The 510-nt window shown below is 26.1% G+C and carries 2 protein-coding genes; both read right to left on the bottom strand.

Annotated features, from left to right (window positions below; all coding sequences use genetic code 11):
* The coding region (locus PKV21_09830; protein HOM27785.1) for a hypothetical protein at nucleotides 1–215 on the bottom strand (215 nt) is incomplete at its 3' end.
* Between the two features lie 61 nt (nucleotides 216–276).
* A partial coding sequence (locus PKV21_09825; GenBank protein HOM27784.1) for an OmpH family outer membrane protein occupies nucleotides 277–510 on the bottom strand: 234 nt, incomplete at its 5' end.

Genomic DNA, 510 nt, shown 5'->3' with positions numbered 1-510 from the left:
TCTATCTCTGTAAGTGTTACTTTTGTATTCCCGGATATATTAAATTTTTTCACAATAAGTTTCTGACCATTTTTCACTTCTATCTGCGGACTTACTATGCCTTTTATTTGTGGAGGTTGAATTTCTTTTTCTACTGTTGGTATGCTTGGGATTGGGTCAGAAAACAAAAATGGAATAAATACACAAAAAAATACTATTGTACTTTTTAATCTCATTTTTCCTCCTATTTTTCAAAATTTAAATTTTTCAAAATTTAAAAGGTTCATTATTTTTTACCTATTTTATTTTCTGATTTAATATTTTAATTATTTCATCTGAGATATCAAATGTATTTGAAAAGTAAGGTAAGGACTTTTTGTCAACAATTAAATCATATCCATTTTTAGTTGCATAGTCCTGAATAACTTTTGCAATATCTGTCAATAATGTTTGTGTCTTTCTTCTATTTTCTTCAAGAAGTTGCTGGTTTGTTAATCTAACAAATGTATTTATTTCTGTTGTTAAGTCATT

The organism is bacterium (genome assembly GCA_035371905.1).
GTDB lineage: Bacteria > Ratteibacteria > UBA8468 > B48-G9 > JAFGKM01 > JAMWDI01.
The sequence above is the reverse complement of the archived record's forward strand: the minus strand, read 5'-3'. Positions and strand labels throughout refer to the sequence as shown.